We start from the raw sequence: 20,591 nt of genomic DNA on the forward strand, positions 1-20,591 counted from the left end.
CGATTAATCACTTATTCGTTCACAGTATAACAGGCACAGTTTTTTTGAAATATAAACAATCAAGCCAATATATAAATTTAAGAGCCATCTTTCACAGAATCGCATCTGCTATCATTTTTTGCGGTATGATATACTCATCTGCACACCTACATCCTGACAATGGAGCTGACTACATGCCTATCCGTTTAAAAACTTTAAGCAGACTGTTTCTCCTTATTTTTGTTTTATTAGTTCCAGTCTTCTTTTTATATGGCTACGCCAATTGGGAAAGCGTTCGGGCTGTCAAAGAACAGGTACTCAGCTCCAACTCTAACCGGCTGCAGTTTTTCCGCAGTCAAATCGACGGCAACATTAATCAAATTGTCAACAATGTTTTTTCGCTTATGCTTGATCCTGACGTCAAACAGTTTTCCAACTCTTATTCTTTGGATGATCTGAAATATGAAAACGTAGCAGCGCTAAACCGCATCCGTTCCAAGCTGACACATCTAAATACCGCATCAGGCTGGATTACTTATGTTTCTATTTATTCTCCAACTGTCAAGCGTCTGATTAATTCCTCAGATTTAAGCCTAAGCAATATTGAGTTACTTCCTCCGCCTGAGGATCAGGGAATTAAATGGGCGTACAAGCCGGACAAAAGCATCAGCAAGTCCGTATTTACGACTACTTTGGTGGATCCTTTCAGCAGAATTAAAAGAGGGGACGAAGCTGATTTATTCGAAATTCAGTTTCAAGCGCATAATTTTACTAAAATGCTAGATTCTTTCAAAAATGAAGGTCGCAATGACCCTTTCTTGTATCATCCTTCCGGACAGCACATATTGAACAGCACTGCAGAAGAAAAGCTGGTAGCAACGGTCACCGCACATTTGGATTCGCAAACGCTGCTGAATAGCCAGTACAAAACAATTACTATTAATCATGAAGAATATTTACTCTCCTATATTAAATCTGACTTGCTAGACTGGTATTTAGTTGACTACGAACCGCTTGGGCCATTAGTTAAACCAATCATGATGAGCCGTACAATTTTCTTTATCACAGCAAGCTGCTTGGGGGCTGTCCTGCTCTTTCTGGCGATTACGTTGTACAGGCAAGTACGTCTGCCGATCAAGAAACTGATAATCAGCTCTACTCAGCTGCGCAATGGCGATTACTCTTCCCGCATTGAAGGCAAGCATAATAACGAATTTGATTTTCTTAATTATCGTTTTAATGAAATGGCATCTGAAATTCAACATTTGATAGAAAATGTTTACAAAGAAAAACTGCGCTCTCAAACCGCATCCTTAAAGCAGCTGCAATCGCAAATCAACCCGCACTTTTTATATAATTGTCTTCACTTTATAAGCATTATGAATTACCGCGGCAACCGTGAAGCCATTGATGCCATGGTAACCAATTTAGGAGAATATTACCGTTATACGACAAGGCTGGAGCATACAGCTTCAACGCTTCGCGAAGAAATACAAGTCTTGCAAAATTACTTGGAAATTCATCGAATACGCATGCCGAGTCTAACCTATACATTGGATATTTCGGATGATGTGAATAATGTGCCAGTTCCACGACTGATCCTTCAGCCTATTATTGAAAATTCCATCGTTCATGGCTTTGCTCAAAAGTCAGGGCCTTTATGGATTCGTATTGCCAGCTACGTGAATGGCAACCGTCTTCAATTAGTGATTGAAGATAATGGGTCGGGGCTGACGGAACAAGAGCTTGACAAGCTGCGCTTAAGTCTTTCGCAGCCTCCGGAAGTGCATGAGGGAGGAATCGGCATCTGGAATGTTCATCAGCGGCTGTTGCTTCAATACGGGAGCAGTGCGGGCCTGGAATTATTCCATTCCCCTTCCGGCGGCTTAAAAACACAAATAAACATTATATTTTCTGAACATAAGGAGTAGATGGCTATGGCGAGATTGCTAATTGTTGATGATGAACAGCCCATCGCCGATGGACTTGCAGAAATTGTCGCTTCCTGGAATATTCCTCATCTTGAGAGTGTCAGCAAAGTTTATAACGCTGATGAAGCAATTAAGCTGATGAGAAATACTTCGATTAACATATTACTGACGGATATCCAAATGCCTGGAATGAATGGGCTTGAGCTGATCAGGCATGTTGCTGATACTCAAGAAGGTGTCAAATGCATTTTATTATCCGGCTACTCCGAGTTTGAATACGCCCGGCAGGCTATACAATTGCATGCTATCGAATATTTACTTAAACCAGTAAAGATGAATGCATTAAAAGAAGTGTTGCAAAGAACAGCCGCGCAATGGCATGAAGAGCAGGCTGACTCCCTTTCCCGGCAAAAGACCGTCAGTACGCTAAAAGAGCATCTGCCTACAATCCGTGAACGGTTCTTATTTGATATTTTGTATGGAATTCGATTTTCTAAGGAACAATACGAAACCAAGCTCGAGGAGCTTGAGCTTCCTTTCGGCTTCGGCTCATCTGCCCGCTTGATGCTGATCCGTATGGAGGAGCAATTCTCGCGTTATAATCCCCATGATCTGGGGCTTATGGAATATGCCCTATACAATATTGTGAGCGAGGTGCTGGAGTGGAGATTTCATCTTTGGCATACGAAGGACGATTACGGCTATCATGTGTACGTGCTTTCTCCGTATCAAAAGCGAGTGCTTGAAGCTTACGGGCAGCGTTCCACACTGGCAGCTGAGCAATCCGGTAAATCCTGCAAACAAACCTTGGAGGAATTGGGCGAGACGATTAGGCAGCATGTACAACAGTTTTTAAAAGGGGACGTGTCGATCTTATGCAGCCAGAGCGCCTTGTTTCCGCAAGAGCTCTCGTCTATGTACGAGACTACTTCCGCTGCTTTATTGCAAACCGTGGGCAGTGAGAAAAGAGCGGGCTATGTACAAGCGGGGAATAACAACGGCAGCGGCGGCATTCAAACGCTATCTATGCTGCACGAGCCTCCATCTCTCATTCATTTGATGCAGCATGGCAATTGGAGCGGCGCCAAAGAAAAGCTTCTGCACATTTTTGATGAATTAGATAGCAAATGGGGCGATTCGCAGGAGCATCTTCTTGAAGCCTACCATTCTATTTATCAGGCATATCTGTTCATCGCCCACAAAAATGGCAGGCTGCTTGCGGAGCTGTGCGGCAGCAGCCTAATTAAAACCTTTCACGCCAATCGGTTTCTATCCGTTCAGCAGTTAAAGGAATGGAGTATGCACACACTGGAGCAATTAACCGATCATTTTGCCGTGGAAGAAACCGATAATAAAAGCGCCATCATACGTAAGGCGCAATCTTTTATTCAGCAAAATTTATCAGTTGATATATCGCTGCAGCGTATTGCAGAGCATGTGTACCTGCATCCATCGTCATTATCTAAAATTTATCGCATGGAAACAGGGCAAAGCATTACGGAATACATCTTTCAGGTGCGCATGAACAGCGCCGAACAGCTGCTTCAGCAAACGCGAGGCAAGGTGCAGGATATTGCTGTTGCTTGCGGTTATCAAAGCACACCGTATTTCATTAAAGTTTTCCGCGAATATTCCGGAATGACGCCGCAGGAATATCGAAATACTGTGGGCTGCGATCTATCTCACATTTAACGGCAGCAGCACCTTAAATTCCGTTCCTTCTCCCAGCTTGCTCGATACAGAGATCAAGCCATGGTGCATTTCCGTAATCTTCTGTGCGATGGAAAGCCCCAGTCCACTGCCTCCAGAAGTACGTTCTCGTGATTTATCCGCTTTGTAAAACCGTTCAAAAATACGCAGCTGATCCTTTTCAGCAATTCCCGAACCCGTGTCTGCAACGCGAATGATAGCTTGGTCCCCGCTTCTCGTGAGCACAACACTAATTTTTCCGCTATACGGGGTGAACTTAATTGCATTATGAATAAGGTTCACCCATACCTGGCTCATTAGATCCTCATCTGCGACAACTTCAACTTCTTCAACGTCAACATCCATCTCGATTTTTTTGGCTTCCCACTGCGGTTCACAAGTAAGAATAAGAGCGATTAGCTGTTTATCAAGCCGATAAGGCATCGGCTTGAATGGATGACGCTCAGAATCCAGCACGGCGAGCTTCATTAAATTATCGCTCAGCTTTGACAGCCTTAAGCATTCCGTCTCAATAATCGTCAAATAACGCTGACGCCGCTCCCGGTCCAGATTTTCATTTTTTAGCGCTTTGGCAAAACCGCTAATGGAAGTAAGCGGAGATCCGATTTCGTGGGATACATTGGAAATAAACTCCTGTCGCAGCTCCTCCATCACTTTGAGGTTAGCAGCCATATCGTTAATGCTGTTTACGAGCTGAGCATAGGGATGATTTTGCCGCTGGTTGTTATGAGCAGAGCCAAACCCAGCATCCAAATTAACACGAAAATCACCACGCGAGATACGTCTTAAAGCATCTATCAATTCCGACCAATAATGATGCTCTCTTCTTTTAACAAATGGCCCGGCAATCGAAATAGCTAGACCGAAAATAAAAAAGCCAAGCATTGCGTTAATAAGAAAGGCGAGCAAATCGTGAGGCTCCCAGGCTACTTTGCTGTAAAGAAAGCCAGTAATATAAAAAGCGGCCGTCCAGCTAAGAATTACTACACATACGACTAATAATACATTTAAAGCAATATGAAGAAATCCTGGTTTTCGCTTCACTGCAGCACCTCCAGCCGGTAGCCTAGCCCTCTGATTGTGCTGATCCGGAATGCGCTGCTTTCCTCAGTGAATCGTTCACGCAGCCGTTTAATATGCACATCGACCGTTCTTTCGTCGCCCTCATAATCAAAACCCCAAATTTGCTCGATCAGCTGATCACGCGGAAATGTTTTACCCGGATAGCTTGCAAGCTTAAATAATAGCTCAAACTCCTTCAGCGGCAAGGTCATCTCATTATTAGCCAACCAGCACTGGAACGTATCACGACGCAGTGTAAGATCACCAATTTGTATAATTTGTGAGGTCATAATTTTGTATCGCTTCAAAAGTGCTTTTACCCGCGCAACGAGCACTAATGGATCGAATGGCTTTACGAGATAATCGTCTGTTCCCAGCTCAAAGCCTTTTATAATTTGAGAGGTTTCGCCCTTGGCAGTCAGCATCAGCAGCGGCAAATCCGTCTGCTCCCGCAGCTCGCGGCATAGCTCCCAGCCGTCCATGCCGGGCATCATAATATCAAGAATAACTAAATCAATTTGAGCAGCATCAAGAATGCGCAGCGCATCCAAGCCATCCACCGCTTCAACTACGTTCAGCCCTTCCAGCTCCAAAAAATGACTTACTAATTCACGGATATGCGGATCATCATCGACAACTAAAATCAGAGCCATTACAATCCCCCTTTGATTAAGTACGGCGCATATAGGCGCGTACCGTAAGCGGAGCAAAAATAGCTACGACAACAGCAGCCCCAAGGAGCGAAAATAAAAAATCAGAGCCGACCGTACCTGTATTAGTCAGCTCACGCACCGCAGTTACGAGGTGTGAAACCGGATTAACGTCTGCGAACCATTTTAGCCAGCTCGGCATCGTGTCAACCGGTACAAAAGCATTAGAAACAAAGGTTAGCGGAAACAGAACAATCATAGAAATCCCCTGCACACTTGAAGCAGTACGCGCAATAACGCCAAAAAATGCGAAGATCCAGCTGATTGCCCATGCACATACAATAACTAGAATAGCAGCAACGACTACGTTCTCCAAGCCTCCATCTGGCCGGTAACCCATTATATACCCCATAATGAAAGTGATTGTAGTCGCTATCGTGTAACGAATCGTATCAGCAAGCAGCGCTCCTGCCAGTGGTGCAATGCGCGCTATTGGGAGCGACTTGAAGCGGTCAAATACTCCCTTATCCATATCCTCGCGAAGCTGAACACCTGTAACAATTGAGGTAGTAATTACCGTTTGCACAAGAATGCCAGGTATAATAACCGGCAAATAATTATCAATATTACCAGATATAGCCCCCCCAAATATATAAGCAAACATTAAAGTAAATATGATCGGCTGGAGTGTAACATCAAATAATTGCTCCGGCGTACGCCGAATCTTTAAGAGACCTCGATAAGCCATTGTCAAGGAGTTGCGAATGGTTTGTGACAAGCTCGTCTGTTTTTTCAATTTCCTGTTTGCGATAGGGTTAACTACTGTATCTCTCATATTTTTATCTCCACTTCTTCATTAGATTCATTTAGGTCCATTGAATTCTTCTCTTTTACTCCACGGCCGGTGGTAGCTAAAAAGACTTCATCGAGTGTTGGCTTTTGCACACTGATCTCTTCAAGATGAATCCCTGCCTCGCGTAAACCGATAAGTAAATCTGTAACGATATTAGCATTAGCCAGTGGTGCAGTAATTTTATTGGCTTCCACTATCACCTTAGACTCCATATCAAGCAGCCTGCCGACAAGTTGACGTGCTCTCTCCATTTCTTGTGAATCTTGTACCTTTAAGTGCAGTGCTGAAGTTCCAATAGAAGTTTTAAGCTCATCCACAGTGCCCTCAGCTACCACTCTGCCGCTATCGATCACTGCAATTCGATCTGCTAATTGATCGGCTTCATCAAGGTACTGCGTCGTTAAAAGCACAGTTGAGCCCGTCTTCACCAATCGGCGGATCGTATCCCACATCTGTGCACGGGTACGCGGATCAAGCCCCGTAGTCGGTTCATCCAAAAAGATAAGCGGCGGCTGAGCAATAAGACTTGCTGCCAAATCCAGCCGGCGGCGCATGCCTCCTGAGAAATGCTTCAATGGCCTTTTTGCTGCTTCGCTCAGCCCAAATTCTTCAAGCAGCTCCGCTGTCTTCCGCTTTGCCTCAGCACGCCCTAACCCAAGCAGCCTTGAGAAAATAATCAAATTTTCTGTGGCGCTAAGTGACTCATCAACCGAAGCATACTGACCGGTCACTCCTATTAATTGACGCACAATTTGAGGCTCCTTCACAACATCATATCCAAAGATGCGAGCGGATCCGCCGTCAGGCCGCAATAAAGTAGCAAGCATTCTAATTGTCGTCGTCTTGCCTGCACCATTGGGACCGAGCACGCCATAGATCGTACCGGCACCTACTTTTAAATCCACACCATCTACTGCATGATTGCTGCCGAAGGTTTTAACTAACCCTTGCGCCTCAACTGCCCACTCCCCACTGCTTGTATATTTTTTCTTCTTATGTTCATAAATCATTGTGATTCCTCCCTGCATTTATTTAAAAGGATGATAACTTTCATTTATGAACTGAATATGAACGGTATAAAAGACAAAAAAATCCCCTTAATAATTATTGAACAACCCAGGTGGATTTCAATAATTATTAAAGGGATACTGCAAGGGCTGGCCTATTCATGAATACGATTGATCAGTTTACATCTTTATGAGCATGATTGAACCAAGTTCTTACGCCATCATCTACCAGAAACTCGATGATAACATCTGTTATTCCATTTATCTCGCTAATCTTCCCTTCAATGCGCTCTTTTATAGCAATCGCTTGGGCTACTGTTAAGGAAGCGTCAATTTCGAGCTTCATTTCGATATGATAATTTTCTCCTTCTTTAATGGCAAACAGCGTCTTTATATCCCTTATCTCAGAATTTGTGAAGATATACTCGGCAATCTTATCTTCAAGCTCATCATCCGCCTCGCCAAGCGCTCCTTTGGCATTGTCCATAAACACGTTCCCGACGACGTAAAACATCATGATACCAATAATAACCGAGGCTACTCCCTCAGCCGCATGCCATCCTGCAAAATAGGATATAAGAATCCCGATGATTGCAATAATTCCGCCCAATGTAGCCACCATATCTTCCATAAAAACAAGCTTTGTGGCAGGCTTTGACGCTTTGAAATTTTTGAAGCTCATTGCTATAACGGCAAGGCCATTAGCTTGCCCTCCAGTTTCATGAACAATTTCCTTCATCGCTTTGTAAAGGACGTAAACCTCAAGCAAAAAGCCTACTCCCAATACAGAAATATTAATTAGCAGCCCCGTAGATTCAGTAGGATGCAAAATATGCATAATTCCTTCTTTAATCGTTTCGTAGCTCATAACGCCTACAATAATAACCGCTCCAAGCAAAACCAGATTAACAAGCCTGCCAAATCCATCAGGAAAACGGTTAGTTGGCAGCTTCTTGCTTAAAGCACTTCCTATAAAAACAAAAAGCTGATTTGCTGCGTCTCCAAAAGAATGCATCATTTCAGCAAACATAGCCACATTTCCAGTAAAAAAATACGCTACCCCTTTAATAATGGCAATTATCGTATTTACGATTGAAGCAAGTAATGCCGCTCTATTCCCCTTTTTAAATATACTTTCCTTATTTCTCATAATACCTCCCGCACCTAGGCAACCATTGCTTGGATTCAGTTTTATTCTGCCTTTATCCAGCTCTTATATATCTATTCTTTACAGCTGCTGCAAATGTTATTAGGCTAAATCACAAAATAAGCATAAAAAAATCTCTCTAGTGAGATTCACTAAAGAGACCAAGCCACGCCCCCATTATGTAAGATGCTGCTAATCCTTAACGCCCAACGATCCTTCCTTCATCGTAAAATAGCCAACTTTCACAAACGATAAAATCCGGCTGACACTAATTCCAGTTTGATTCGAAATATCTAAAACGATTGTATCCGGGTATGCCTCAATGATGCTGCGGATTTTATTATAATTCTCCTCACAGCTTTGGCACATTTTTTTACTTCTTTTTTCAGACAGATTCCCGCAAAAATCACAGATCTGATAATTTCCCATGATGTCTCCTTTGCACAATTGAAACAATAATAGTTGGTATCAGATCAATTATATAACGTATTGGCATATGTCGCATAGAAGAGCTCGCTTATAGAACTGAACAACAATATCCTGATTCGTAATCTAACTGTACGACGGTCGGTTTATGATCTAGCTGAGGAATGGTCTGTAATCTAACGCTTACCACCAAGCCTATCCGTTAAAAAATTAGGCCTTTTAATGTTCAATTCCTACTCGCTATGCTCACTTTTAATTTTATACAAGCCTTGAATCAACAATTCAGCAGGATCTCGATTCAGTTGATAATTGGTTAGCAATAAATGCAATGGAATCGCACATACGTTATTTCCATCTTTAATCGTTGGAAATCCGACTTCAAATACCGGACCAAGCTGCTCGTTGAGCGCTAGACCTGCATGTATCTGCTCTGGTGCAAACTCCTCTTTTACAGCTTTCATACATTGTGGGACGATAATCTTGTCCATGATCGCATTAGCTTCATCTTTACTTGCAGCCGGCTGTGGCAAAGTTTTACCGCCTTTGGTTTCCATCAAATTGAAGAAGAAAGAAGCCATCCACATCGCCGGATCATTGCCTGACTGGAATTTGGCTACTAGCTCTCTCAGAAAGAAACCACAGGAATATATACTTTCCGATTCATCCTTCACATGAAAAACAAAAATAGGCCCATATGCTTCAACATTCGAGATTTGTCCTTCAACGTCTTCAAAGTACATTTTTAAAGCTACCGTGCCGTTATGATGAACAGCTTTTATTAACTGAGACCAATCTTCCTCGGTCATTGTATTCTGTTTATTATTTAGTTCCTCTTTCGTTGTCTCATTGCTCATTTTCCACAATCCCTTCTGCCTCATTCATACCAACCACATAGTTGTAACTTTACATCTATTATAAGCGCGTGTCCGTTAATCTAGCAAACTAGGCTTTTATGCTTCACTGTTGTATAATAATTCCATACGGCGGAGAACGTCCTCATCCATCTTTTTGATGAATGGGGGCGTTTTACTTTTTTTATAGAGGTGATTTGGAATGGATCGATTCGAAGAGGCTCTTGATACATTTGTCCAATTTCATTTGAATCAACGCTCAGGCGAAAGAAAAGGACGCTTGGAGCGCGGCTACGGGCACGCAGAAAAATTATTTGCTGAAAATGTTTGGTGGCCGCTAAAGGGACATTTTGATTATTTACATCCGGAATATGAAGTTTTAGATTGGCGTGGCAGGTCTTACTTTGCTGATTATTTGTACATGCCTAAATCATGTAAAATTATTATTGAAATTAAAGGCTTCGGAGAACATGTTACGAACATGGATCGCAGTAAATACTGCAGCGAGTTAAATCGGGAAACTTTTTTAACAGGGATGGGATTTCAGGTCATTTCATTTTCTTATGATGATGTTTCTCAACGGCCTGAACTATGTATACATTTACTCCGAATCGTACTCAGTCGCTTCGAATCGGATAACAGTAAGGTAGAACGAGTCTTTTTCGCTGATAATGAAATAATTCGCCTCGCTTTATCACTAGCTCGACCAATCCGACCAATCGACGTGACCAGACATTTCTCAATCGATCCACGAACCTCCGTAGCTCATCTGCAGCGTCTATGTAAAAAAAGGTGGTTAAAGCCGATACAGCGCGGCACTGGTCAGCGCACGTTGTATTATGAACTAACTAGACAAGGCCTAGATAGCGGGTTATTGTGAGTACATTTATTAGGTTTATGCAACTGATGCAGTTAGTGCGTCCTACTAGATCGATGCAACTGATGCCAGCTAGTGATTCTTATTAGATCAATGCAACTGGTGCAATCTACTACTGCTAACATATTAAATTGCCAAAAATGAAAAAGATCGCCCCCTCCTAGTTGAGCAAGCAAGAACAACGAGGCGATCTTCTTGTATGCTTCAGAGCTTCTCTATCTTTTCTCAACTAACTGTATTTCATGTCCTTAGTTTTAAGGAATTTGGCGTTTTTCTGAATCTAAAGGGAAAAACTACAGTTAGTTTGAAGTATTTCACGAGAAATGGTGAATTTTGATCAAACTAGATACAGGAAATGTACTTAGATTCCTTTTTTTCAGCAAAAAAGGGAATCTAGATACATAAAATGCATTTAGTTTCCTTTTTCCGTTAAAAAAAGGATAATTTAGATGCATAAATTGTATTTAGTTGCCCGGTTTGCTTAGCTACTCACCTTTTGTTCCCAAATCCCCTAGGAGTTTGACAAAAAAATCCCGCCAAGCACCATGCAGCATCCGAATTCTACTTCGAACACAACAGTACAGCGCCTGACGGGGATTACTTAGACTCATACTTCGATTCTTTTAAAAATTAACTTTTACTTAGAGACTGTCGATTAATTGTGGATAGTTGCAACAAGCAATAGAAAGGGGATCACTGCGATCAAGATTGGGATTCCGACCGCTGTTGTAGTCTAATTTTTATGAATAAATAACCCATGTAAAGGAAAAAAATTAGCCTACAAAGGCGGACGCTACCGCTTCTCCATTCCCATTCTTGCTCTCCGTTTCCCCTTTCTCATTCCTTCTCAATAGTTGCCCACAATGAATCGACAGTCTCACTTATTTCCTTATTTAAGGTTCAATAGCTGATACAGCATTTTGGCTAGCTCGGCCCGTGTTACATTACCTTTCGGATCGAAGCGATTACCGTCTTTACCGTTCATAATACCGAGCGATCTCACTTCATTTACCGCGGCAACTGCCCATTCCGATACAAGTCCAAAGTCTGTGAACGAAGAAGCAGAAATGCTGTTTTGGTTTTGATCCATTTTTTGATCATGGTTTTGATCACGGTTCTGATCTGGGTTCTGATCTGGGTTCTGAATCTGGTTCAGATCTTGTTTTTGATCTGCACTTTGATTCTGCTTTGTTTTCCCCATAACGGCTGCCAGCCTAGCCATCATAACAGCAGCTTCTTCACGAGTTACGGTATCCAAAGGACGAAATTTTCCTCCGCTGCCTTGAATGACACCTAATGCAGCTGCCTTAGCAATATAATCAGAATAGTAAGTATCGGCAGGCACATCGCTAAATACAGAAGATGAATCTTCAATCTCCGCCTTCGACAGTTCCAGTGAGCGCATCATAAGTGTCGCGAAATCAGCGCGCGATACGCTTCGCTGCGGACCATAGCGGTGATTATCAATACCGCGGATAATATGCTTGGCTGCAAGCTTCTGAATATATGGTTCCGCCCAGCCTCCTGCTACATCATCAAAAGCTTTGTAAAATTCTAAAACAGCAAATTGTGATAGTTGATCAGCAGTAAAGGTTACCGTATTCCCCGCAAATTTTCCGCCAATATAAAAGGCTTCTCCTTTATATACGGCATAAACGCCTGCAAACTCGCTGTTCAATTGGCGATGCTGCTCATCGGTCAATGTCATAGTCAGGGTCACCGGTTCTCTTAACTGAAGCACCAAAGCTTCCTTACCATTTTTCTTCGAGCGAAGAGTCAATCCAAAGGCAATCTTAGCGGAATTAAGCTTGTCGTCTGCCTTGACCCATTGATTGGTTAAACCCTCAGAAGCTTTATTCAATAAAGCTTCGAGCTCCAGTACAATCGTTTCCGCATCGGCAGTATGATCTGGCAACGATGCAGCTGGAATCTTCAACTCTAAAGCCGGCGTTACGATTTCAATCAGCAGCTTGCGTGCTTTTGCTTCCTGCCACGCGGCAGCATCCAGCTCAAGCCTTATGTTAGAGCCGCTCGCCAGTTTATCTGCTATATGAATCCCAATTTCTCCGTTATTCGTCTGTTCCATCGCTTTTTCCAAAGCTGCCCGGTCAACAGTATACTTGTCGTTTGCTTTGCCAGGCTGGAACGTAATCTTACCTGCTTCTACCTTCGGCAATGGCGTTGGCTCGGGATCAGGAGTAGGTGTTGTACCGCCTGTTTCTCCAGTACCGCCGCCGGCTCTCCCTGTCTGGAAGCCCCAAATATCGGATAAAACGATACCGCTGTTAGCATCTTCTGCTTGTACATACCATTGATAGTACATATCGCTTCTTAAATTATTCCAACTGACTGTTGTTTCAGTTCCGCTTGACACATTGCTCGTACTGCCAATTAATTGGTCTGTGTACACCTTTACGCCAATATAATCAGTAGCGACGCGCTTCGTTTTTGGCTGTAAATCCAGATCAAGCGAGAACTCATCCTTGCCTGGATATTGAATTGGATCATAATAATTGTATTCATTCAAATAAGGTGAATAAGTTTTCATGTGCAGCTTATTATTTTCGATATCAAATTGCATAAGCCGGATAAAACCAAGACCGCCTTCTGCCGCTCCTTGATAATCGGCAAGAATTTGATAAACCTTGCGATCCACAATACCGTCGCCGTTATCATCCACTTCATCAATTTTCAGCTGTGAATCATGGTAGTGACCCGATAATGTTGCGAATACATTTTTGTTTGGCAAGACAACCTTCTCGTAGATTTTATCTGCGATTGGCGCACGGTTATTCGATACTAGCAAATATTCATGCAGAGCTAGAATTGCTTTACGTTCCGGGTATTTAGAGACGACTTCATTCATCCATTCGATCTCCTCATCAGCCAATCCCCAGCCCATATAGACGATGATGAAATCATTTCCGCCTGCCGACACGAGATCATAGTGTCCCCGGTTGTTTTTATAGGAGCCGCCGAACGTCGGCATATCCTTGAAACGCCAATCGCCAAAATATTCATAGTACTTCGTATAATCATTATTTTGATGGCCGACGTCATGATTGCCAGCTAATACGCCGTATGGAATATTGGCATCCTCTAGTATTTTCATTTTTTTATCGGCTGCTATCCATTGGTACTCTTGATATTCCTTGTCCACGATATCGCCTGTATGAACAATATATTTCAAATTAATCTTCTCTTTATTATCTGCAAACCATTTTACGATCGACTCATAAATATGAGGATAGCTTTCGGAATAATATTGTGTATCGGACATCCATCCGATTGTAAAATCATATCGGTCCTCTGTAACTGGCGAAGATGATGACAAAGCCGCAATCTCATCTTGAACGAGAACTTGAATCGTATGATCCTTTGCATAATCCCCAGCTTTTACTACAGCAGTCAGCTCGAAATCTTCCGTTCCAGCTATTTTACTGTTCAACAGCTCCCAAGCTCCGCTTGTGTAGCTCCATGCATACAAGCTTACTTTACGGCCTTTGAGTGAATTTCCTTTCCACTCTATAACAGCTTGATCGGCTGCTTTTACAGAAGGGTCAAGTTTGATTTCATAACGCTGATACGGGAATTGCTCTACAGCATCATTTACTAAATATTGTCCATCCTGCTCGCCAATTTTTGCGTAATCTTCCTCAGTAAGCGGTTCTTCTCCACTTGGAACCATCACTTTAGGCGGCTCTGTATCCGATGCATGCTTAAAGCCTTTGAAGCCTGTTCTATGTTTACTGTCATACTTGAATCCCTTATAAAAGGAAACATCAAGCGCATCTCCCTCAGGATCCTCCACCTTTACTGTCAAGTTCGCGCTGCTTCCAGAAACGCTCTTTCCATCCGTCGGCCCGATAAGTTCTGGAGAATTTGGATTCTCATCCGGAACTTCAAATTGAACGTTTTTTTCTGTTGCATTGCCTGCTTTATCTGTTGCCTTAATAAATAACGTATGAATACCGCCGCTTAGACTTCCAGATGAAGTGGCATACGGCAATGTAATATTTTGTCCGTCAAGCTTCGTTTCTACATGCTCCACACCCGAAAGCGCATCTGCAATCGCGGCATTGATCTCAAAAGTTCCGCGGTATTGCTTGCCTTCTTCAATGCTTGGCTCGATCGAAGGTGCAGTATTATCAACCGAAACATTAGCGGATACCTCTTCCGATTGATGCTTTGCTTTTATTACATGAATGCCATCTTCCAATGCCGTTGTGTCCCATTCATACGCTTTAGCTTTCAGCATCTCAGGCGTCAAATTGAACTGGAAGCCAATCGACTCATGCTTGCCGGCGCTGTCTCCCATCTTGATTTCCTTATCGCGATCAGCATAAAGTGGATCTTTTATTTCAGTTCCGTCTGCAAGCAGCAAACGTATATTTTTAATTTCAAAATCATCCTTATTTTCTTCTGGACGAGGATCAAACGGCGATGACTTGGACCCTGCGCGAATATAAATCACATTATCACTGCCAAGCTTCAATCGGTCAGCAGGGATTGGAAATGATAGAGTCGTATAATTCGGAATTGGATCCATAAACGTATACAAAATGGTAGCATCGCCAAGCTCGGGCGGTCCCATTGTAATTCCGTTTTTGAAGTAATAGTCAACATTTTTAGCTTCAAATACAAAGTAAGCATCATTCTCCAAAGCATACGATGTACTGCTGTCAGCAATCTCACTGCCGTCAATGCTTAATGTTAGCGGCTCTTGACCAGGAATTTGTGCGGTGCCCTTCAGTATGGCAGTTCCGCTAATAATATCGCCATCTTTTACATTCAGTCTCAAAGGCGACTGGTCAGGACCGCCAACAATCTCCACCCTTTTAACATCTGTATCTACCGCATTTGTGCCATCGGACACACTGAAATAATATTCGACGTATGCTCTGCCGATAAGATCAGCAGAAGGAAGCTTATAGTGATACAGCTTGTCATTGTAATCCTGTATTAAATATTCGCTAACAAAGACCGTTTGCTTGTCGGAGCGTACAAATACTTCAACAGAAGTAATTTGCTTGTCATCCTCAGCCCGCACCTTAAGATCAAGCGATTGCGATTGATCGATCTGGTCTACATTAGTCATGTCAGTGACGGCTGGTTCAATCGTGTCGGGAATGACATGCTTCGGAATAGCAGGAACCTGTGAAGCATCGATGCTGCCTGGCGAACCCATTGCTGTACCGGAGCTAGCTTTGATCATATTTACACTGCCGTTAACCGGATATTTATATTGAATGCCACGATCCTCTTTCGTTTCATCGCTCTTTACTCCGCCGTCATACATTTGATCTGCATCATAATAAGCAGCAGAAATTTCCTTGCCTGTATTCGTTTTGATAACAACTGCTCGGCGGCCGGAATTAGCCATCCCGTCACTCTTAATCATGAACAAGTCTTTATCTTCTACCAGTGTTGTATTAAAAAAAGTATTAAAGTCTTGAACTGTAAAATGGCTATTTGCGCTGTTAACAATCCAAAAAACAACAGACTGCTGCGCTGGAATAATAAACTTCTCATTCGTAGATGCCCATTTTACATCGGCGACAGGGCCTTTGTCGGGGTAACGATAGTATATTTTATAATTGTTAAAATTTATCGGCTGGTCGGTATTATTGTATATTTCAATAAACTCATAAGCATCTGAACTATTGACATTTTTAGAATTAGGCAAAAGCTCAGTAACTAGCAGTTCAGGCGCTTGCTCAGGATCAAATGCAGGCAAGTTAACTTGAGCCGAATAGCTTTCGGTTGTATCCTTAACCCGAAGCTTGTATTCAAGCTCAGGCTCGATCAACGCTGCTGCAGGGATAATCGCACTGAATTTCCCTTCACCTTTAGACATCATCGAAGCAATTGTATATCTTTCTTGCGATGTGGTTTTATACAGCAGTTCCATTGCTGGCAAATGACCTTCTTCAAAATCTGAAAAGTTTTGGATCGCTGCTGAAATCTCGTAATCGGCAGCTTCTATTAAAGTGCCTGGCGTATGTACAATTACAGGCTGCGCCCCCGATACAACAGGCGGTTTAATCTGCTCTGGAGTTACAACTCCAGGAGTTGCATCCAAAGTGCCTGAATCAGGCATAATCACGATCATATTTTTACTTGCACCTTCCGGATGACCGAAGAAAATGCCTTTGTTCAATTTGACGTGGCTTGCCTCATAAGTAGCGGATACTACAACTTCGTTAGAAGTTCTCTCCTTGATTTGCAAATTGCGAGCAGACGAATTGGCCATTCCTCCGCCGCCTTCAAGTCGAAATATATTCGCGCCTTCTTGAAGATCCGTGCTTGTAGAAAAATTAGTTAGAAACTTATCCAGTGTTTCATCGGTATTATTTCCGTTCATAATCCAAAAAACGATTGCTTCATGTGCCGGAATAATGACGTTATCTGTTTCCTTTGTCATTTTCCATGAATCAACATTATTGTAGAAAAAGTAATACTGCTCATCAAAATTAATTGGCTGATCTGTATTATTATAAACCTCAACAAACTCATATGCGTCTGCCTTGTTAACATTTTCCGTGTCTGGTACCATTTCTGTAATAAGCAATGCAGGGCCAGAATTGTACTCTGCTGTTAATGCTTGAACAGTTGTACTTTCATCATTTGTTGCACCTGCTGACGGTACGATCACGCTAAGCAGCATGCTGCTCAATACTAGCGTAGGTATCCATCTCTTCCATTTCCTTTTAATCACTACCAAATACCCCTTTCATCAACTACTCAAATTCCATAGAATTTTTCTGTGTTCTAGATAAGGGTATCAAGTAATTATTTGCTGAAGATCAACTGCATATTTAGAAATCGTAAAGGACTATTTGGTTTAACCAATGTGCAAATAATTTCTCTTCTTCAAACTGCGGGTAATGAGCCGAATGTTCAAAAACTACAAAATCCTTCACGGGTGCTTCCAGCATCTCAAAATACGCTCTAGCCGTATTAACTGGAGTCATATAATCATATGCGCCCATGACAAAATAGCATGGGATTTCTAACCTTTTCACGAGACTCGTTATCGGATATTGTATTTCCTCTTTCAACAAAACATCCTGGGTGACAGAAATCCCGGTCAAAAAACGAACAACATCCAGCAAGTTATATTCAGGACTGAATAGAAAGCCTTTATAATAATCCCGGTTATCATCGATTAATCTAGCTGCACCGCCGTATTTGCGAATCATATTTCTTGGTGTAAGCATTTCTCCATTCTCTATTAAGCTTCTGCTTTGCTCTAACATTTCCGCATCTTTGAATTGATTTGCGAGTTTCGCTTGACGTATTGCATATTCCAAGCTATCCAACTCACTTGCAATAGGATCGGACACCTGCCCAATTCCTATGTAAGCATTAAATTTCTCAGGTGCCTTGGCTGCAGCCTTTAATCCGATATAAGTACCAAACGAATGACCGCCAAGCAAAACTTTTTCCTGTCCTAGCTTATCAGTAATATAATCCGTCAAAGCCAATAAATCATCGACTAGCAAATCTGTTGTTAAATTAGTGTAGTCTTCCCCAAAATGATAGGACTTTCCGCTGCCTCGCTGATCATAGTGTACGATCGTAAAATTTTGCTCCAGCCGTTTCTGATATTTCCTTACATAGGGGATTTCCGAGCAGCCCGGCCCGCCATGCACAAATATTAGAATAGGGTTATTTTTATCCACCCCGCGAATCATCAAAGCATGCTTTGTTCCGTTAATTTCTACCTTTTCCAGCACACTAATGCTATTGGCCCCTTTAATAGATGGCGTCCATGTTGGAAAGATTAGTCCAATAAAGATTAATATTACAACGGCTATTGTACTTATCTTAAGTATTTTTAACAATTTCCTAATCATATTGCTTTCCTGCTCCTTTTTCTGCGCTGATCAAAGACATGAGTTCGCTCCACACATTATACCAAATAGTGAAAACTTACAGAAACAAATCAGGCGAATCAAACATATCAAACAATTATTAGAAATCCAAAAAAAGCAGCCCATAAGGCTGCATTAAAAATTGAGAGAGCTGCTTTGCTAATCCGTATCACTCTGCATTTTCTTGTTAAATACATAAATCGCAATAATCATGATGGCAGCTGCATAACCAATCACCCACCAAAGATGCGGTAAAATAGATGAATAGTCTTTGTAAATAGCAGCTCTGCCCGCGTCTACAGCATGTGCGAAGGGAAGAGTGTATGCAATTTCTTTAAACCAGCCGCCCATCAAATTCAGATCGAACCAGGTGCCGCTCAGCCATGCGCTAAGATTTGTCAATAGTGCACCACAGACGCCTCCTACTTGCTTGTCATTTAACAGGCTGCCTGCCAGCAGTCCGATCGCTATAAACAGTACAACCGTCGGAAGCAGCACAATGATAGAAAGCAAAACGTTTAAGTTGATAGGCAGCCCTATAAAAAATGCTGCAACAAAACTGATAGCAATTTGCAAAATGGACAAGGGAATAAGCGGAAAAGTATAACCCATAATGTAATCGCGGGCAGTTAATGGAGCCGTGAACAGCCTCGTCAGAAACGAGGTGCTCCTGTCCTTGGCGATGAGCATGCCAGAGAATAAAGAAATAAAGGAAAGGCCGAAAACGGCTATTCCCGGAATAAGATTGCTAATTACAAATAGCTCAACCTCGATATTCGCCTGCATGGCAGATAACATGAATAGTATGACTAATGGAAAACCTATTCCAAATGCTAAATTCAGAGGATCTCTAATCATCTCTTTGCGGTTTCGGTCGGCAAATGCTAGTGCTTTCATGATACAGCCCCCTCTTTTGCAACGATGGAGACAAAAGCATCCTCGAGTGTTTTCGCATTTTTCTTTTTCATCAATTCAGCCGCTGTTCCAACTGCTTTTAATTTTCCTTTTACCATAATGCCTATTCGATCCGAAAGCGCTTCTGCTTCCTCCATATAATGAGTCGTTAGTATAATAGTTATTTTTCCCTTCAATCTTCCAATAATGTTCCACAGCTCTCGCCTTGCAAGTACGTCCAATCCCAATGTTGGCTCATCTAGAAAAAGGATTTGCGGATTTGAAATAAGAGCCATAGCGATACTGAGTCGTCTTTGCATGCCGCCGGATAACGTTTTTGCTTTATCGTTAGACACTTCCTTAAGACCAAATGCTATGAGCATCTCTTCCACTTTTTTCTCCACAGTATTTTTATTGAATTCATATATTTTTGCAATGAAAGCAAGATTCTCTCTCACTGTTAAATTGCGGGCGATGGCCGTTTCCTGCGGGGAAACGCCGATCTTTTCTTTTACTGCATAAGCTTTGGATACAATGCTGTCCCCAAGCAATGCTGCATCTCCGCTAGTGGGCTTGCTTAGGCAAGTAAGCATTTTGATCGTTGTCGTTTTGCCTGCGCCATTCACACCGAGCAGTGCAAAAAGCTCGCCTTGTTCTATCGAAAGGCTGAGAGAATCAACCGCGGTTTTTGCGCGAAATTTTTTCGTTAAACTCATTATTTGAATAGCTGTCACTCCTCTTCCTCCTCGCATTCCTGAGCATTCATTATATCTTGTGCAAACTGGAACAATCCCTCGCTTTTCATAATCGCCAGTCCATGCGCAGCCTCATCGCCAAGTACAACTAAGCTGTCACCTTGAGAAATGTTAAAAATATCTCTCGCTTTTTTCGGTATAACGATTTGTCCGCGTTCACCAACCTTCACTAATCCAAATATGTGTTTCCCCTTTGGGCGAATGCCGATTTGTTCTTTTTCTTCTGAATGATGAACCAGGTCGTCCAATACGACCCCATAAAGTTCCGCTAAAGCTATACAATTATTAATATCCGGCACGGTTTCGCCGTTCTCCCATTTTGCAACAGCCTGTCTTGAAACTCCAATCCTATCAGCAACGTCTTCCTGCGTATATCGATGCTTTTTTCGCAAATTTTTCAAGTTCATGCAAATCATACTTTTCACACTCCTTGCCCTTATTATAAAGCCGTTTTCCGATTAAACCACCAATCTAAGCTAACATACAATGTTCGGTTTAGTTAACAATAAGAACAAAATCACCTATCGGTGTTCCGATATCTATTTAGCCGCCTATCTTCTTTTTGGTTCTAA

Annotated in this window: 15 protein-coding genes; 3 read left to right on the forward strand and 12 right to left on the reverse strand. The window is 42.3% G+C overall.

What is annotated here, in order from left to right; genetic code table 11:
* Window positions 1-173: 173 nt before the first annotated feature.
* Window positions 174-1,910: a sensor histidine kinase gene (locus ACRRU2_RS06235; RefSeq protein WP_432500451.1), complete on the forward strand. Its 1,737-nt coding sequence runs from the start codon at window positions 174-176 to the stop codon at window positions 1,908-1,910.
* Between the two features lie 6 nt (window positions 1,911-1,916).
* Window positions 1,917-3,602, forward strand: coding sequence for a response regulator transcription factor (locus tag ACRRU2_RS06240; protein ID WP_432500452.1), 1,686 nt, complete (start codon window positions 1,917-1,919; stop codon window positions 3,600-3,602).
* On the opposite strand, the gene ACRRU2_RS06245 is transcribed toward ACRRU2_RS06240, so the two are convergent.
* From ACRRU2_RS06245 to ACRRU2_RS06275, 7 genes are all read right to left on the reverse strand, one after another.
* The gene (locus tag ACRRU2_RS06245) at window positions 3,588-4,664 is read right to left on the reverse strand and encodes a sensor histidine kinase (RefSeq protein WP_432500453.1); all 1,077 of its coding nucleotides are present in this window, start codon (window positions 4,662-4,664) and stop codon (window positions 3,588-3,590) included. The two genes, ACRRU2_RS06240 and ACRRU2_RS06245, sit on opposite strands and share 15 nt — an antisense overlap.
* Window positions 4,661-5,335, reverse strand: coding sequence for a response regulator transcription factor (locus tag ACRRU2_RS06250; protein WP_432500454.1), 675 nt, complete (start codon window positions 5,333-5,335; stop codon window positions 4,661-4,663). The genes ACRRU2_RS06245 and ACRRU2_RS06250 overlap by 4 nt, the downstream gene beginning before the upstream one ends.
* A gap of 16 nt (window positions 5,336-5,351) precedes the next feature.
* Complete coding sequence (locus tag ACRRU2_RS06255; protein WP_432500455.1) at window positions 5,352-6,167, reverse strand: ABC transporter permease; 816 nt, start codon at window positions 6,165-6,167, stop codon at window positions 5,352-5,354.
* Window positions 6,164-7,195 carry an ATP-binding cassette domain-containing protein gene (locus tag ACRRU2_RS06260; protein ID WP_432500456.1) on the reverse strand — a complete coding sequence of 344 codons (1,032 nt, stop codon included), beginning with the start codon at window positions 7,193-7,195 and terminating at the stop codon, window positions 6,164-6,166. Before ACRRU2_RS06260 ends, ACRRU2_RS06255 begins: the two co-directional genes overlap by 4 nt.
* 172 nt (window positions 7,196-7,367) lie before the next feature.
* The gene (locus ACRRU2_RS06265; protein ID WP_432500457.1) at window positions 7,368-8,342 is read right to left on the reverse strand and encodes a cation diffusion facilitator family transporter; all 975 of its coding nucleotides are present in this window, start codon (window positions 8,340-8,342) and stop codon (window positions 7,368-7,370) included.
* 189 nt (window positions 8,343-8,531) lie between these two features.
* Entirely contained in the window at window positions 8,532-8,768 is a 237-nt protein-coding gene (locus tag ACRRU2_RS06270; protein WP_331698501.1) for a hypothetical protein, read from the reverse strand.
* 230 nt (window positions 8,769-8,998) lie between these two features.
* Window positions 8,999-9,619 (reverse strand): hypothetical protein, encoded by a 621-nt coding sequence (locus ACRRU2_RS06275; RefSeq protein ID WP_331698502.1) that lies wholly within the window; start codon window positions 9,617-9,619, stop codon window positions 8,999-9,001.
* A gap of 199 nt (window positions 9,620-9,818) precedes the next feature.
* On the opposite strand from ACRRU2_RS06275, the gene ACRRU2_RS06280 reads away from it, so the two are divergent.
* Window positions 9,819-10,496, forward strand: a complete 678-nt coding sequence (locus tag ACRRU2_RS06280) for a DUF559 domain-containing protein (RefSeq protein ID WP_432500458.1) — start codon at window positions 9,819-9,821, stop codon at window positions 10,494-10,496.
* Between the two features lie 886 nt (window positions 10,497-11,382).
* On the opposite strand, the gene ACRRU2_RS06285 is transcribed toward ACRRU2_RS06280, so the two are convergent.
* The 5 genes from ACRRU2_RS06285 to ACRRU2_RS06305 all read right to left on the reverse strand — a co-directional run bounded on the left by ACRRU2_RS06285 (window position 11,383) and on the right by ACRRU2_RS06305 (window position 20,435).
* The gene (locus ACRRU2_RS06285) at window positions 11,383-17,211 is read right to left on the reverse strand and encodes an S-layer homology domain-containing protein (protein ID WP_432500459.1); all 5,829 of its coding nucleotides are present in this window, start codon (window positions 17,209-17,211) and stop codon (window positions 11,383-11,385) included.
* Window positions 17,212-17,311: 100 nt separating this feature from the next.
* Window positions 17,312-18,349: an alpha/beta fold hydrolase gene (locus tag ACRRU2_RS06290; RefSeq protein ID WP_432500471.1), complete on the reverse strand. Its 1,038-nt coding sequence runs from the start codon at window positions 18,347-18,349 to the stop codon at window positions 17,312-17,314.
* 180 nt (window positions 18,350-18,529) lie between these two features.
* The gene (locus tag ACRRU2_RS06295; RefSeq protein WP_432500460.1) at window positions 18,530-19,267 is read right to left on the reverse strand and encodes an ABC transporter permease; all 738 of its coding nucleotides are present in this window, start codon (window positions 19,265-19,267) and stop codon (window positions 18,530-18,532) included.
* On the reverse strand, window positions 19,264-19,998 hold the full coding sequence (locus ACRRU2_RS06300; protein ID WP_432500461.1) for an ABC transporter ATP-binding protein: 735 nt from the start codon (window positions 19,996-19,998) through the stop codon (window positions 19,264-19,266). Before ACRRU2_RS06300 ends, ACRRU2_RS06295 begins: the two co-directional genes overlap by 4 nt.
* Complete coding sequence (locus ACRRU2_RS06305) at window positions 19,995-20,435, reverse strand: helix-turn-helix domain-containing protein (protein WP_432500462.1); 441 nt, start codon at window positions 20,433-20,435, stop codon at window positions 19,995-19,997. Before ACRRU2_RS06305 ends, ACRRU2_RS06300 begins: the two co-directional genes overlap by 4 nt.
* Between the last annotated feature and the right edge of the window lie 156 nt (window positions 20,436-20,591).

Origin of the sequence: Paenibacillus sp. GXUN7292 (assembly GCF_050864975.1) — a bacterium.
Classification (GTDB): Bacteria; Bacillota; Bacilli; order Paenibacillales; family Paenibacillaceae; genus Pristimantibacillus.